Source organism: Burkholderia sp. AW33-5 (assembly GCF_053427615.1).
Map to the genome: position 1 here is coordinate 712,512 of NZ_JBSAXA010000001.1, position 12,813 is coordinate 725,324.

Annotated in this window: 13 protein-coding genes; all 13 read left to right on the plus strand. The window is 67.4% G+C overall.

Annotation, left to right across the window (positions count from 1 at the left end; translation table 11 throughout):
* The first annotated feature begins 3 nt into the window (after positions 1 to 3).
* Positions 4 to 150, plus strand: coding sequence for an entericidin A/B family lipoprotein (locus ACV22V_RS03305; protein ID WP_059450800.1), 147 nt, complete (start codon positions 4 to 6; stop codon positions 148 to 150).
* 65 nt (positions 151 to 215) lie between these two features.
* Complete coding sequence (gene leuD, locus ACV22V_RS03310; protein WP_059524742.1) at positions 216 to 866, plus strand: 3-isopropylmalate dehydratase small subunit; 651 nt, start codon at positions 216 to 218, stop codon at positions 864 to 866.
* Between the two features lie 75 nt (positions 867 to 941).
* Positions 942 to 2,009: a 3-isopropylmalate dehydrogenase gene (leuB, locus tag ACV22V_RS03315; protein ID WP_059524744.1), complete on the plus strand. Its 1,068-nt coding sequence runs from the start codon at positions 942 to 944 to the stop codon at positions 2,007 to 2,009.
* 118 nt (positions 2,010 to 2,127) lie between these two features.
* Entirely contained in the window at positions 2,128 to 2,247 is a 120-nt protein-coding gene (locus ACV22V_RS03320; protein ID WP_039319027.1) for a hypothetical protein, read from the plus strand.
* Positions 2,248 to 2,329: 82 nt separating this feature from the next.
* Positions 2,330 to 3,451: an aspartate-semialdehyde dehydrogenase gene (asd, locus tag ACV22V_RS03325; protein ID WP_059466419.1), complete on the plus strand. Its 1,122-nt coding sequence runs from the start codon at positions 2,330 to 2,332 to the stop codon at positions 3,449 to 3,451.
* A 509-nt stretch (positions 3,452 to 3,960) separates the two neighbouring features.
* A complete protein-coding gene (locus ACV22V_RS03330) occupies positions 3,961 to 5,973 on the plus strand; it encodes a FimV/HubP family polar landmark protein (protein WP_448012967.1) in 2,013 nt (670 codons plus the stop codon).
* Positions 5,973 to 6,785 (plus strand): tRNA pseudouridine(38-40) synthase TruA, encoded by an 813-nt coding sequence (gene truA, locus ACV22V_RS03335; protein WP_448012968.1) that lies wholly within the window; start codon positions 5,973 to 5,975, stop codon positions 6,783 to 6,785. Before ACV22V_RS03330 ends, truA begins: the two co-directional genes overlap by 1 nt.
* The gene (locus tag ACV22V_RS03340; protein ID WP_448013018.1) at positions 6,782 to 7,483 is read left to right on the plus strand and encodes a phosphoribosylanthranilate isomerase; all 702 of its coding nucleotides are present in this window, start codon (positions 6,782 to 6,784) and stop codon (positions 7,481 to 7,483) included. Before truA ends, ACV22V_RS03340 begins: the two co-directional genes overlap by 4 nt.
* A 55-nt stretch (positions 7,484 to 7,538) precedes the next feature.
* Positions 7,539 to 8,732 carry a tryptophan synthase subunit beta gene (trpB, locus tag ACV22V_RS03345; RefSeq protein WP_059524753.1) on the plus strand — a complete coding sequence of 398 codons (1,194 nt, stop codon included), beginning with the start codon at positions 7,539 to 7,541 and terminating at the stop codon, positions 8,730 to 8,732.
* Between the two features lie 9 nt (positions 8,733 to 8,741).
* The gene (locus ACV22V_RS03350; RefSeq protein WP_448012970.1) at positions 8,742 to 9,593 is read left to right on the plus strand and encodes a DNA-methyltransferase; all 852 of its coding nucleotides are present in this window, start codon (positions 8,742 to 8,744) and stop codon (positions 9,591 to 9,593) included.
* A 41-nt stretch (positions 9,594 to 9,634) separates the two neighbouring features.
* Positions 9,635 to 10,453, plus strand: a complete 819-nt coding sequence (gene trpA / locus ACV22V_RS03355) for a tryptophan synthase subunit alpha (RefSeq protein WP_059524757.1) — start codon at positions 9,635 to 9,637, stop codon at positions 10,451 to 10,453.
* A gap of 64 nt (positions 10,454 to 10,517) precedes the next feature.
* Positions 10,518 to 11,390: an acetyl-CoA carboxylase, carboxyltransferase subunit beta gene (accD, locus tag ACV22V_RS03360; RefSeq protein WP_044843820.1), complete on the plus strand. Its 873-nt coding sequence runs from the start codon at positions 10,518 to 10,520 to the stop codon at positions 11,388 to 11,390.
* A gap of 100 nt (positions 11,391 to 11,490) precedes the next feature.
* Positions 11,491 to 12,801, plus strand: coding sequence for a bifunctional tetrahydrofolate synthase/dihydrofolate synthase (gene folC / locus ACV22V_RS03365; protein ID WP_175915662.1), 1,311 nt, complete (start codon positions 11,491 to 11,493; stop codon positions 12,799 to 12,801).
* Positions 12,802 to 12,813 lie beyond the last annotated feature (12 nt).

The following is a 12,813-nucleotide window of genomic DNA, read 5'->3' on the forward strand; positions in this document are numbered from 1 at the left end:
CGCGTGACGGCATCGAAGCTCATCGCGCGGCTGGTTGCCGCGCTGGCGCTCGCGGGGCTGGGCTTCGGCCTTGCGGGCTGCAATACCGTCCGAGGCTTCGGCCAGGACGTCAATGCCGCCGGCAACGCGCTGCAGCGCGCCGCGGAGTGACATCCGCCGAGAATTTGTCGATGTGCGCCGGCTGAATGCCGGCCCTTCAACCGGATAGACGGATCATGGAAAAATTCAATGTGCATACCGGCGTCGTGGCGCCGCTCGATCGCGAGAACGTCGACACCGACGCGATCATCCCGAAGCAGTTCCTGAAGTCGATCAAGCGCACGGGCTTCGGTCCGAACGCGTTCGACGAATGGCGTTACCTCGATCACGGCGAGCCGGGCCAGGACAACTCGAAGCGCCCGCTGAACCCGGACTTCGTGCTGAACCAGCCGCGCTACCAGGGCGCATCGGTGCTGCTCGCACGCAAGAACTTCGGCTGCGGCAGCTCGCGCGAGCACGCGCCGTGGGCGCTGCAGCAGTACGGCTTCCGCGCGATCATCGCGCCGAGCTTCGCCGACATCTTCTTCAACAACTGCTACAAGAACGGGCTGCTGCCGATCGTGCTGACCGAGCAGCAGGTCGATCACCTGTTCAACGACACGTACGCGTTCAACGGCTATCAGCTGACGATCGACCTCGACGCGCAGGTCGTGCGCACGGGCGACGGCCGCGAGTATGCGTTCGACATCACCGCGTTCCGCAAGTACTGCCTGCTGAACGGTTTCGACGACATCGGCCTGACGCTGCGTCACGCGGACAAGATCCGCCAGTTCGAAGCCGAGCGGCTCGCGAAGCAGCCGTGGCTCAACAACAAGCTGGTCGGCTGAGATCGCCTCCGGGCGGGCGCGCATGACGCGCGCTCGCCGACCTGCCACTCATACCTACCCAGTCAGGAATAACGCATGAAGATTGCAGTGCTGCCCGGCGACGGCATCGGTCCGGAAATCGTCAACGAAGCGGTCAAGGTGCTGAACGCCCTCGACGAGAAGTTCGAACTCGAACAGGCGCCGGTTGGCGGCGCGGGCTACGAGGCGAGCGGTCATCCGCTGCCGGACGCGACGCTGAAACTCGCGAAGGAAGCCGACGCGATCCTGTTCGGCGCGGTCGGCGACTGGAAGTACGACTCGCTCGAGCGCGCGCTGCGCCCCGAGCAGGCGATCCTCGGGCTGCGCAAGCATCTCGAATTGTTCGCGAACTTCCGCCCGGCGATCTGCTATCCGCAACTCGTCGACGCGTCGCCGCTGAAGCCGGAGCTGGTCGCGGGCCTCGACATCCTGATCGTGCGCGAGCTGAACGGCGACATCTACTTCGGCCAGCCGCGCGGCGTGCGTGCCGCTCCCGACGGCCCGTTCGCCGGCGAGCGCGAGGGTTTCGACACGATGCGCTATTCGGAACCGGAAGTGCGCCGCATCGCGCACGTCGCGTTCCAGGCTGCGCGCAAGCGTGCGAAGAAGCTACTGTCGGTCGACAAGTCGAACGTGCTCGAAACGTCGCAATTCTGGCGCGACATCATGATCGACGTGTCGAAGGAATACGCGGACGTCGAGTTGTCGCACATGTACGTCGACAACGCGGCGATGCAGCTCGCGAAGGCGCCGAAGCAGTTCGACGTGATCGTGACCGGCAACATGTTCGGCGACATCCTGTCGGATGAAGCGTCGATGCTGACGGGCTCGATCGGCATGCTGCCGTCGGCGTCGCTCGACAAGAACAACAAGGGCCTGTACGAGCCGTCGCACGGTTCGGCGCCGGACATCGCGGGCAAGGGCATCGCGAACCCGCTGGCGACGATCCTGTCGGCCGCGATGCTGCTGCGCTACTCGCTGAATCGCGCGGAGCAGGCCGATCGCATCGAGCGCGCGGTGAAAACGGTGCTCGAACAAGGCTATCGCACGGGCGACATCGCGACGCCGGGCTGCAAGCAGGTCGGCACGGCGGCGATGGGCGACGCGGTGGTCGCCGCGCTGTAACGCGCACCGCAACGCAGCAGCAGTGAATTGTAGAAAGGGCGCGAGCGGGCCGCGAAATCGGCCGGTTCGCGCGTGGTTGGCCGTTGTGCGGCCAACCGGCTTTGTGTAGACTCGAACGATGGCGCTGATTTCCCTGATCTCCCCGGTCCTGAAACTCCACGGCAACACTGCCCGTGCGGGTACGCGCGCCATCGTCATCACGAAAACCATTACCACGAAAACGATCATTAAACGCTGATCGTCCGTCGTGCCCGCCTGTTTCCCCGCGCGGTCACGCCGGGGGCGGAAATGGCGGGGAAGCTCCATTCAAAGGGTTAGTCATGAACGTAGGTCTCGTAGGTTGGCGCGGCATGGTCGGCAGCGTGCTGATGCAACGCATGCAGGAAGAAGGTGATTTCGACCTGATCGAACCGGTGTTTTTCAGCACCAGCAACACGGGCGGCAAGGCGCCGTCGTTCGCGAAAAACGAGACTACGCTCAAGGACGCGACCAACGTCGACGAGCTGAAGAAGTGCGACGTGATCATCACGTGCCAGGGCGGCGACTACACGAACGACGTGTTTCCGAAGCTGCGCGCGGCCGGCTGGAACGGCTACTGGATCGACGCGGCCTCGTCGCTGCGGATGCAGGACGACGCGGTCATCATCCTCGATCCGGTCAACCTCGACGTGATCAAGGACGCGCTCGTCAAGGGCACGAAGAACTTCGTCGGCGGCAACTGCACGGTCAGCCTGATGCTGATGGCGCTCGGCGGCCTGTTCCGCGAGAACCTCGTCGACTGGATGACGGCGATGACCTACCAGGCCGCATCGGGCGCGGGCGCGCAGAACATGCGTGAACTGCTGTCGCAGATGGGCGCGCTGCACGGTTCGGTGCAGGAACAGCTCGCCGATCCGGCTTCCGCGATTCTCGACATCGACCGCCGCGTGCTCGCGACGATGAACAGCGATGCAATGCCGACGAGCCAGTTCGGCGTGCCGCTCGCGGGTTCGCTGATTCCGTGGATCGACAAGGATCTCGGCAACGGGATGTCGAAGGAAGAGTGGAAGGGCGGCGCGGAAACCAACAAGATCCTCGGCAAGCCGGCCATGGGCGAGCCGGGTTCGATCCCGGTCGACGGGCTGTGCGTGCGGATCGGCGCGATGCGCTGCCATTCGCAGGCGCTGACGATCAAGCTGAAGAAGGACGTCCCGCTGGACGAAATCAACGGTATCCTCGCGTCGGCGAACGACTGGGTGAAGGTCGTGCCGAACGAGCGCGAAGCCTCGATGCGCGACCTGTCGCCGGCGAAGATCACCGGCACGCTGACGGTGCCGGTCGGTCGCCTGCGCAAGCTCGCGATGGGCGGCGAATACCTGTCGGCGTTCACGGTCGGCGATCAGTTGCTGTGGGGCGCGGCCGAGCCGCTGCGCCGCATGCTGCGCATCCTGCTCGACAAGTAAGGATCGGGCCGCGCTGCGCGCCCCGTCGGCGCGCGACGCGAAACGCCTGCCTGCCCTTCGCGGGGCGGCAGGCGTTTTTTATTGGTTGGCGCGGCGGCATGCGGGCGAAAACCCGAGATGCTTGCGAGAGGGGCGCGACGCGAACGATACGGGCATGAATTCATTCCCGGAGCGATGCGGCCGCAACAATCGTCATCGATTGATGCCCCATTTTTGATAAAACTGCCGTGCACGATTGATGGTGAGGATCGGCATGGCGGGCGCGCGATCCGCGCGCCGGCGGTGCGGTGCGAATAGCGGTTGCGCCGATGCATCGGCATGGACGGCCGCATCCGCCGGCGACGAATTCGGCCGGAACCTGATCGCGTGAAGTAAACTATGCGGTTACGACGCGCAGAGTCGCCGAAAGCGTCGCGTTCTGCGCGACGCTTTTGCATTTCTGCGGCGACTTTATTGACGCTTCCCTACGCGAATCCGAGCCGCGCCCGCGCGCGGCGATAGAGCCTACGATGTCCCGAATTTCCTTGTTTCCGCGTCAGTCCCGTCTGTCGCGCGCCGTACGCGGCGCGCTGGCGATCCTGGCACTCGGCGCGGCCGCGTCGGCCTGGGCGGCCGGCACCGTCGAACTGCCGGCTTCCGCCGCAGGCGGCCCCGCGCCGCTCACCGTGACGGTTCAGCCCGGCCAGTCGCTGAACGATCTCGCGAAGGCGGCCACGCAGTCGCACGATCCGGGCGTGCTCGCGCGTGCCGGACGCGCGCTGTTCGACGCCAACCCGCAGGCATTCATGAAGCGCGATCCGAGCCGCCTGAAAGTCGGCGCGACGCTGACGGTGCCGGCGCTCGACGCGACGGGCGCGGCGCTCGCGGCGGCCGGTGCGTCAGGTGCGTCAGGTGCATCGGCCGCGTCCGCGGTGGCCGCCGCGTCGGGTGCGGCCGCGGCTGTGGCTGTGGCTACGCAGCATGGCGCGTCCGCGCCGCATCCGGGGTCGGCCGTGCAAACGGCGCCGGCTGCACATGCGGCACCCGTCAGCGGCGCAAGTGTCGTGGCCGCGGCAGTCGCGGCAGGGGCATCGGCTTCGACCGGCGCGTCCGCCGCGCATGGCGCATCGACGGTCGAGCCCGTTCAGCCGGCCGCGCCTGCGGCCGGTGCAAGCGGCCCGCACGTGTGGAGTGGCGCGATTCAGTCCGCGACTCCGTCGTCCGCGAGCGAAGCCGCCACCCAGCCCGCGCAAGGCGGCCAGGCTCAAGGCATGCACGAACCATCCGCGGCGGCACCCGTCGCGGGCGCGTCGCAGCCGCGGCCGTCGAGCCTGCAGCAACTGCTCGCGCTGAAGAATCGCGTGCTGATGGAGCTGCAGAAACACGGAATCGGCAAACCGGCCGCGACGAACAACGTTGCACCCGCGCCGGCGCCTGCTGCCCCGCGTCCCGCCACGAATGACGGCGCATCTGCCGCCGCGTCGTCGCCCGCCGCGAGCGAGGCGGCGTCCGGCGTGGCCGCCAGTGCGGCGCAGCCGGCATCGGCGCCCGTGCAGCCGGCCGCGCCCGTGACGGCTACGCCGCCCGCGCGCGATTCCGAACAGATCGACTGGCGCCCGGCCGCAGCGGCTGGCGCGGCGGTGGTCGTTCTCGCAGCCGGCTTCGCATGGCGCAAGCGCCGGAAAGCGCGGCGCGCCGAGGCGGTCGCCGCGGAATCCGGCGGGGCGGCTGCTTCGGATGCCGGCGCATCATCGTCGCCCGTCGAACCCGTGCCGCCGATTCTTCCAGAGACACCGGTCGCACGCGACGCAGCCGCCGATGTGGATCTCGTTTCGGCCGCTGCGGTAGCGGCGGAGGTGGCTGAAACGCGCGATCTCGACGTGCCTTCGTCGCCGGAAGCGGCAACGCCGTCGCAAGACGATCAAAAGGAAGCGCCGGCCACGCCCGCCGCAGAGCCGGCACCGCACGACGCGAAGCCCGCCGCGCCGGCGACGAACGACGATCAGTACGCGGCGCTGATGCAGAACGCGATCAGCGCGCTGAACAGCCTCGACATGCCGCTGCCGCCGCGTACGGCGGAAGAGCCGGCCGTTCGGGAAGGGCAAGCCGAAAGCGAGCAAGTCGCAACTAACGGTCAGTCCGCGTCACACCCGCCCGTTGGTGCGAACGATCTGTTGCCGGAGCACCCGGCCGACCAGGACGACGAGTTCGACTGGGATCCGGATGCGGCAACGCCCGCGCCGCACGCGGGTGGCGCATCTGCGCCGTCGTCGCTGCCGCCGCTCGGCGGCGCGCAGTTCGGCGCGTTGAAGCTGGATTTCGATCTCGACCTGCCGTCCGCGCCGGGCGCCGTGCTGCCCGCGCTGACACCGGAAGAGCTCGCGCGCATCGCACGCAACAAGCTGGATCTCGCGTCCGAGTACGTCGAGCTGGGCGACCTGTCCGGCGCGCGCACGCTGCTGCAGGAAGTCGTCGACGCGAACGACGCCGCGACGCGCGACGATGCGCGCGCGCTGCTCGCGAAACTGGCGGAAGAGGCGTGATGCGGATCGCGCTGGGGATTCAGTACGACGGCGCCGCGTTTTGCGGCTGGCAGGCGCAGCCGCACGGCAAGACCGTGCAGGACGCGCTCGAGCGCGCGCTCGGCGAATTCGCGTGCGTGCCGCTGCACACGACGGTCGCGGGACGGACCGACACGGGCGTGCACGGGCTCGGGCAGGTCGTGCACTTCGACACGGACCTCGATCGCGCGGATTTCTCGTGGGTGCGCGGCACCAACGCGTTCCTGCCGCCGACCGTTTCCGTGCAGTGGGCGAAGCCGATGCCGGACACGTTCCATGCGCGTTTCTCGGCGTTCGAACGCACCTACTACTACGCGCTGTACGTGCACCCCGTGCGCTCGCCGATGCTGGCCGGTCGGGCCGGCTGGATCCACACGCCGCTCGACGACGACGCAATGCGCGTCGCCGCCGCGCACCTGATCGGCGAGCACGACTTCTCGTCGTTCCGGTCGTCGGAATGCCAGTCGAAGACGCCGGTCAAACACCTGTACCAGATCGACGTGCGGCGTGCGGGCCACTTCATTCATTTCCGCTTCCGCGCGAACGCGTTCCTTCACCACATGGTGCGCAACCTGATGGGCTGCCTCGTCGCGGTCGGACGCGGCCGCTATCCGGCGGACTGGCTCGCCGACGTGCTGGCCGGGCGCGACCGCAATCTCGCCGCGCCCACGTTCATGGCCGCCGGGCTGTACCTCGCCCATGTCGGCTACCCGGCGGAATTCGCCGTCCCGCCCGCGCAGCTCGGCAGCGTGCCGTGGAGCAGCGTCTGGGCCGACCTGGACCCACAACCATGACGGATCACGCCGTGACTTCTCCGACTCCCGCCGCGGCCGGCCTCGCGCCGCGCACGCGCATCAAGCTGTGCGGTCTGTCGCGCCCCGAGGACGTGCTGCACGCCGCCGCGCTCGGCGCCGACGCGATCGGCCTCGTGTTCTATCCGAAGAGCCCGCGCGCGGTGTCGATCGCGCAGGCGGCCGAGCTTGCACGCCTCGCGCCGCCGTTCGTGTCGGTGGTCGGGCTGTTCGTGAACGCGACCGAAGCCGAGATCGAGGCGGTCGTGCGCGACGTGCCGCTCACGGTGCTGCAATTCCACGGCGACGAGACGCCCGAGCAGTGCGACGCCCTCGGCCGCGCGGCACGTCTGCCGTGGTTGCGCGCGGTGCGCGTCGGCCCCTCGACGCAGCCGGCCGATTTGGTAGAATCGGCTCTTCATTATTCGAAAGCGCGCGGCCTCCTGTTCGACACCCTGGTGCCGGATTACGGCGGTAGCGGCAAGGTCTTCGATTGGTCACTTATTCCCGCAGAGCTCGCGCATCGGGCCGTTTTGAGTGGTGGCTTGAACGCGCAAAACGTCGGTGATGCGATCCGCCAGTTGCGCCCGTTTGCTGTCGATGTCTCGAGCGGCATCGAAGTGGATGGCGCGAAGGGCGTGAAGGATCACGCCCGGATGGCGGCGTTCGTACGCGCGGTGCGCGAAGCGGACGCCGGGTGATGCAAGCCGGTGCGGCCCCGACAGCGGGGCGCGCCGACCGATCGAGAGTGACACCATGTACAACCTTCCTGATGATCACGGCCACTTCGGCCCGTATGGCGGCGTGTTCGTCGCCGAAACGCTGATTCACGCGCTGGACGAACTGCGCACGGCGTACGAAAAATTCCGCAATGACCCCGATTTCGTCGCCGAATACGAGCGCGAACTGAAGTATTTCGTCGGTCGTCCGTCGCCGATCTATCACGCGCAGCGCTGGAGCGAGATGCTCGGCGGCGCGCAGATCTACCTGAAGCGCGAGGACCTGAACCACACCGGCGCGCACAAGATCAACAACGTCATCGGCCAGGCGCTGCTCGCGAAGCGGATGGGCAAGAAGCGCGTGATCGCCGAAACCGGCGCCGGCCAGCACGGCGTCGCGACGGCGACGATCTGCGCGCGTTTCGGGATGGAGTGCATCGTCTACATGGGCGCCGAGGACGTGCGCCGCCAGGCCGCGAACGTCTACCGGATGAAGCTGCTCGGCGCGACGGTCGTGCCGGTCGAATCGGGTTCGCGCACGTTGAAGGACGCGCTGAACGAAGCGATGCGCGACTGGGTCACGAACATCGAAAGCACGTTCTACATCATCGGCACGGTCGCGGGCCCGCACCCGTATCCGGCGATGGTGCGCGACTTCCAGCGCGTGATCGGCGACGAGTGCAAGGTGCAGATGCCGGAACTCGCCGGCCGGCAGCCGGACGCGGTGATTGCGTGCGTCGGCGGCGGCTCGAACGCGATGGGCATCTTCTATCCGTACATCGACGACACGTCGGTGCAGCTGATCGGCGTCGAAGCGGCCGGCGACGGCCTCGACACCGGCCGTCACGCGGCGTCGCTGATCGCCGGCAGCCCCGGCGTGCTGCACGGCAACCGCACGTACCTGCTGCAGGACGACAACGGTCAGATCATCGAGACGCATTCGGTGTCGGCCGGGCTCGACTACCCGGGCGTCGGTCCCGAGCACGCATGGCTGAAGGACAGCGGCCGCGCGCAGTACGTGCCGATCACCGACGAAGAGGCGCTGAAAGCGTTCCACGACTGCTGCCGGATCGAGGGGATCATTCCCGCGCTCGAGTCGAGCCACGCGATCGCGTATGGCGTGAAGCTCGCGCCGACGTTGCCGAAGGACAAGATCCTGCTCGTCAACCTGTCGGGCCGCGGCGACAAGGACATGCACACGGTCGCCGAGCGATCGGGCATCGCGCTCTGACCCCGACCGATGCGTGACCTGATCGAACAACCGGGCGGCGGTGCCGCGAGCGAAGCGGAGGCGGTGCAGTCCGCCGTCGCCATGCCGTGCGCGCTGCCGTCCGGGATCGAGCTGCACAACCGCGATTTCATGTCCGAAGCCGCGCGCCTGCCGGATGCGTCGATCGATCTGATCGTCGCCGATCCGCCGTACGGGCTCGGCAAGGACTACGGCAACGACTCGGACAAGCGCTCGGGCGACGACTTTCTCGCGTGGACGCGCGAGTGGCTCGAGCTCGCGATCCCGAAGCTCAAGCCGAGCGGGTCGATGTACATCTTCTGCACGTGGCAGTACGCGCCGGAAATCTTCAGCTTCCTGAAGACGAAGCTCACGATGGTCAACGAGATCATCTGGGACCGGCGCGTGCCGAGCATGGGCGGCACGACGCGCCGTTTCACGTCGGTGCACGACAACATCGGCTTTTTCGCGGTTTCCAAGGCGTATTACTTCGATCTCGATCCGGTCCGCATCCCGTACGACGCCGACACGAAGAAGGCCCGCTCGCGCAAGCTGTTCGAAGGCAGCAAGTGGCTGGAGATGGGCTACAACCCGAAGGACGTCTGGTCGGTCTCGCGCCTGCACCGGCAGCACGCGGAGCGCGTCGATCATCCGACCCAGAAGCCGCTGGAAATCATCGAGCGGATGGTGCTCGCAAGCTGCCCGCCGGGCGGCCGCGTGCTCGATCCGTTCATGGGCAGCGGCACGACCGCGGTGGCCTGCGCACGGCAGGGGCGCGACTTCGTCGGCTACGAGATCAACGAAAGTTATTGCGCGATCGCGCACGAGCGCGTGAACGCGCTCGCCACGCCGGCGTGCGCGTGAGTCGCGCCGCCGCAGTGCCGATCGCATCAAGGAAAATTGCCATGTCCTCCCGTATCCAGCAGACCTTCGCCGCACTCGCCGAACAAGGCCGCAAGGGCCTGATCCCGTTCATCACGGCCGGCGATCCCGATCCCGCGAAGACCGTCGAATTCATGCACGCGCTCGCCGAAGGGGGCGCCGACGTCATCGAGCTCGGCGTGCCGTTCTCGGACCCGATGGCCGACGGCCCGGTGATCCAGCGCTCGTCGGAGCGCGCGCTCGCGCGCGGCGTCACGCTGAAGAGCGTGCTCGCCGACGTGAAGCGCTTCCGCGAGACCGACCGGAAAACCCCCGTCGTGCTGATGGGTTATGCGAACCCGATCGAGCGGATGGGCGTCGACACGTTCGCGACCGAAGCGCAGGCGGCCGGCGTCGACGGCGTGCTCGTCGTCGACTATCCGCCCGAGGAAGCGGGCGTGTTCGCCGAGAAAATGCGTGCCGTGCAGATCGATCCGATCTTCCTGCTCGCGCCGACGTCGACCGACGAACGCATCGCCGACGTGGGCAAGATCGCGAGCGGCTACGTGTACTACGTGTCGCTCAAGGGCGTGACCGGCGCCGGAAATCTGGATGTTTCGAGCATTGCGGGTAAAATCCCGGCCATCAAGTCGCGCGTGCCGGTTCCGGTGGGCGTCGGCTTCGGCATCCGCGACGCCGAAACGGCGCGCGCGGTGGCCGAAGTGTCGGACGCCGTCGTGATCGGCAGCCGCCTGGTGCAGCTGCTCGAGAGCGCCGCGCCGGAAGGCGCCGCCGCCGCGCTGAAGACTTTCATCGCCGAGCTGCGCGCCGCCCTGGACGGCGCCGGCAAGACGGCGCGATAAACACAACACAGGAAGCGGGAACGGGCCGGTCGGCCCGCCCCGCCACGGAACAGGAAACCATACGATGAGCTGGCTCGACAAACTGTTGCCGCCGAAGATCAAGCAGACCGACCCGAAAAGCCGCAAGGGCATTCCGGAAGGCCTGTGGGTCAAGTGCCCGTCCTGCGAGGCCGTGCTGTACCGCAACGACGTGGACGCGAACCTGCACGTGTGCCCGAAGTGCGATCACCACATGCGCATCGGTGCGCGCGAGCGTCTCGACGGGCTGCTCGATCCGGAAGGCCGCTATGAAATCGGCCAGGAAATCGTGCCGGTCGACTCGCTGAAGTTCAAGGACAGCCGCAAGTATCCCGATCGTCTGAAGGAAGCGATGGACGAAACGGGCGAGACCGACGCGATGGTCGTGATGGGCGGCGCGATCCACACGCTGCCCGTCGTCGCGGCCTGCTTCGAATTCTCGTTCATGGGCGGCTCGATGGGCTCGGTCGTGGGCGAGCGCTTCGCACGCGGCGCGCAGAATGCGCTGGAGCAGCAGGTGCCGTTCATCTGCTTCACGGCGTCGGGCGGCGCGCGGATGCAGGAAAGCCTGCTGTCGCTGATGCAGATGGCCAAGACCACCGCGATGCTGACCAAGCTGGCCGAAGCCAAGCTGCCGTTCATCTCGGTGCTGACCGACCCGACGATGGGCGGCGTATCGGCGAGCTTCGCGTTCCTCGGCGACGTCGTGATCGCCGAGCCGAAGGCGCTGATCGGCTTCGCCGGCCCGCGCGTGATCGAGCAGACGGTTCGCGAGAAACTGCCGGAAGGCTTCCAGCGCGCGGAATTCCTGCTGAAGACGGGCGCGATCGACATGATCGTCGACCGCCGCAAGATGCGCGACGAGATCGCGCAATTGCTCGCGCTGCTGCAGCGACAGCCGGCCGACGCGCTGGCCTGATTGGCGCGGCGTTGTGAACTGCGCGCGTCGCCCGGCTGAACCGCCGGGCGGCGCGTTTCGTTTTTTGGCGTAGTGGCGGTACCGATTCAGATTTGATCCGATGAGCACTTTTCCCACTCTCGACGCGTGGCTTTCGCATCTCGAACGCGCGCACCCGGTCGGCATCGACATGGGCCTCACCCGCATCGGGCAGGTCAAGGCGGCGTTGCAGCTCGAATTCGCGTGCCCCGTGATCACGGTCGGCGGCACGAACGGCAAGGGTTCGACCTGCGCGTTCCTCGAGGCGATCCTCGTTCATGCGGGCTACAAGGTCGGTTGCCACACGTCGCCGCACCTGCTCGAATTCGGCGAGCGCGCGCGCGTGAACGGCCAGCAGGTGAGCGACGCCGAGCTGCTGCCGCACTTCGAAGCCGTCGAGGCGGCGCGCACGTCGCTGCCCGAGCCGGTGTCGCTCACGTACTTCGAATTCACGACGCTCGCGATCCTGCACCTGTTCGCGTCGCGCGGGCTCGACGCGGTGATCCTCGAAGTCGGCCTCGGCGGTCGGCTCGATGCGGTCAACATCATCGATACCGATTGCGCGATCGTCACGAGCATCGACATCGACCACACCGAATACCTCGGCGACACGCGCGAGAAGATCGCATTCGAGAAAGCGGGGATCTTCCGCGCGGGCAAGCCGGCGATCTGCGGCGATCCCGCGGTGCCGAACACGCTGGTCGAGCATGCCGAAGCGATCGGCGCCGACCTGTGGCTGGTCGGTCGCGATTTCCGCTACGAAGCGCAGCCGGGCGCCGAGCGCCAGCAATGGAGCTACCTCGGTCGCGAGAAACGCTATCCGGCGCTCGCGTATCCGGCGCTGCGCGGTGCGAATCAGCTGATCAATGCATCGGCCGCGCTGGCCGCGCTCGAGGCGCTGCGCCCGGTGCTGCCGGTGTCCGCGCAGGACATCCGGCTCGGGCTCGCCAACGTCGAACTGCCGGGACGCTTCCAGGTGCTGCCCGGCAAGCCGGCGATCGTGCTGGACGTCGCGCACAACCCGCATGCGGCGGCCGTGCTCGAGCAGAATCTCGGCAACATGGGCTTCTTCCCGTACACCTACGCGGTGTTCGGCGCGATGCACGACAAGGACATCGACGGCGTGTTGCAGCATCTGAAGGGCGAGATCGACCACTGGTGCGTGACCGACCTGCCGCTGCCGCGCGCGGCGAGCGCGGAGCAGCTCGAAGCCGCGCTGCGCAAGGCCGGCGTGGAGGAGGGGGCCGATTCGAGCGTGACGCGGTTCGCGTCGCCCGCCGAAGCGTTTCGCGATGCACTAAAAAGAGCATCCGAGAATGATAGAATCGTGGTTTTCGGCAGTTTCCATACGGTGGCAGGTGTGATGGCCTACCGGAAATCGCAGCAACACTGACTGACGGGCAGT

What these genes read in the sequence shown, in the direction of transcription:
- ACV22V_RS03350 (WP_448012970.1), top strand. Translation starts at nt 8,742, where the DNA reads ATGCGTGACCTGATCGAACAACCGGGCGGCGGTGCCGCGAGCGAAGCG.
- accD (WP_044843820.1), top strand. Translation starts at nt 10,518, where the DNA reads ATGAGCTGGCTCGACAAACTGTTGCCGCCGAAGATCAAGCAGACCGAC.
- folC (WP_175915662.1), top strand. Translation starts at nt 11,491, where the DNA reads ATGAGCACTTTTCCCACTCTCGACGCGTGGCTTTCGCATCTCGAACGC.
- truA (WP_448012968.1), top strand. Translation starts at nt 5,973, where the DNA reads ATGCGGATCGCGCTGGGGATTCAGTACGACGGCGCCGCGTTTTGCGGC.
- trpA (WP_059524757.1), top strand. Translation starts at nt 9,635, where the DNA reads ATGTCCTCCCGTATCCAGCAGACCTTCGCCGCACTCGCCGAACAAGGC.
- ACV22V_RS03320 (WP_039319027.1), top strand. Translation starts at nt 2,128, where the DNA reads ATGGCGCTGATTTCCCTGATCTCCCCGGTCCTGAAACTCCACGGCAAC.
- trpB (WP_059524753.1), top strand. Translation starts at nt 7,539, where the DNA reads ATGTACAACCTTCCTGATGATCACGGCCACTTCGGCCCGTATGGCGGC.
- asd (WP_059466419.1), top strand. Translation starts at nt 2,330, where the DNA reads ATGAACGTAGGTCTCGTAGGTTGGCGCGGCATGGTCGGCAGCGTGCTG.
- leuB (WP_059524744.1), top strand. Translation starts at nt 942, where the DNA reads ATGAAGATTGCAGTGCTGCCCGGCGACGGCATCGGTCCGGAAATCGTC.
- ACV22V_RS03340 (WP_448013018.1), top strand. Translation starts at nt 6,782, where the DNA reads ATGACGGATCACGCCGTGACTTCTCCGACTCCCGCCGCGGCCGGCCTC.
- leuD (WP_059524742.1), top strand. Translation starts at nt 216, where the DNA reads ATGGAAAAATTCAATGTGCATACCGGCGTCGTGGCGCCGCTCGATCGC.
- ACV22V_RS03330 (WP_448012967.1), top strand. Translation starts at nt 3,961, where the DNA reads ATGTCCCGAATTTCCTTGTTTCCGCGTCAGTCCCGTCTGTCGCGCGCC.